At 67.3% G+C, this 798-nt stretch carries 1 protein-coding gene; it reads left to right on the top strand.

The window, feature by feature from the left end; all coding sequences use genetic code 11:
* Positions 1 to 123 precede the first annotated feature (123 nt).
* On the top strand, positions 124 to 798 hold a 675-nt coding region (locus D9C15_RS33210), incomplete at its 3' end, for a tyrosine-type recombinase/integrase (RefSeq protein ID WP_375138840.1).

The following is a 798-nucleotide window of genomic DNA, read 5'->3' as shown; positions in this document are numbered from 1 at the left end:
CGCACCGTGACGCTTCACGGTGCGCGGCCCAAGCGCACGTTTGATCAGGCCGCGGCGCACTACGTGACGATCTTCCAGGACAAGGTATCCATCGAAACAGAGACCTCTTGGCTCAAGAGCGTGATGCCACACATCGGCCATCTCCAGTTGAACCAGGTGCACGACGGCACCCTGGCGCCCTACGTTGCAAAACGTCTGGCCCAGGGCCGTTCGCACAAGACCGTGAACAGCGGGCTGGGCATCGTCCGCCGGATCCTGAATCTGGCGGCGAAGTCCTGGCGCGACGAGAACGGCATGACCTGGCTGGAGCATGCGCCGGCGATCACGATGCTGCCGCTGGTGGGCCACCAGCGCGAACCGCAGCCCCTGAGCTGGGGCCAGCAGCGCAAGCTGCTGCCCCTGTTGCCGGACCACCTGGCGCGCATGGCGTTGTTCGACCTGAACACCGGCGTGCGCGACGACGTGGTCTGCAACCTGCGCTGGGACTGGGAGATCCAGGTGCCGGAACTCGGCATCTCGGTCTTCGAGGTGCCGCGGGAGCACGTGAAGGGCCGGCGCCGGCCGCGGGTGGTGGTGTGCAACAGCGTGGCGCAGTCGATCATCGAATCGCAGCGCGGCAAGCACGAGGAGTTCGTCTTCGTGTGGCGCCGCGAGCGCGTGAAGAACCTCGACGACGCCCCGCTGATGCCCTACCGGCCGATCCAGACGATGCACAACACCGCGTGGCAGCGCGCACGACGCGAGGCCGGCATGCCCGACCTGCACGTGCACGACCTGCGCCACACCGTGGGCATGCGC

Source organism: Piscinibacter defluvii (genome assembly GCF_004011805.1).
In the GTDB taxonomy this organism is placed as follows: Bacteria; Pseudomonadota; Gammaproteobacteria; order Burkholderiales; family Burkholderiaceae_C; genus Piscinibacter; species Piscinibacter defluvii.
This window is presented reverse-complemented; position numbering and strand designations above follow the sequence as displayed.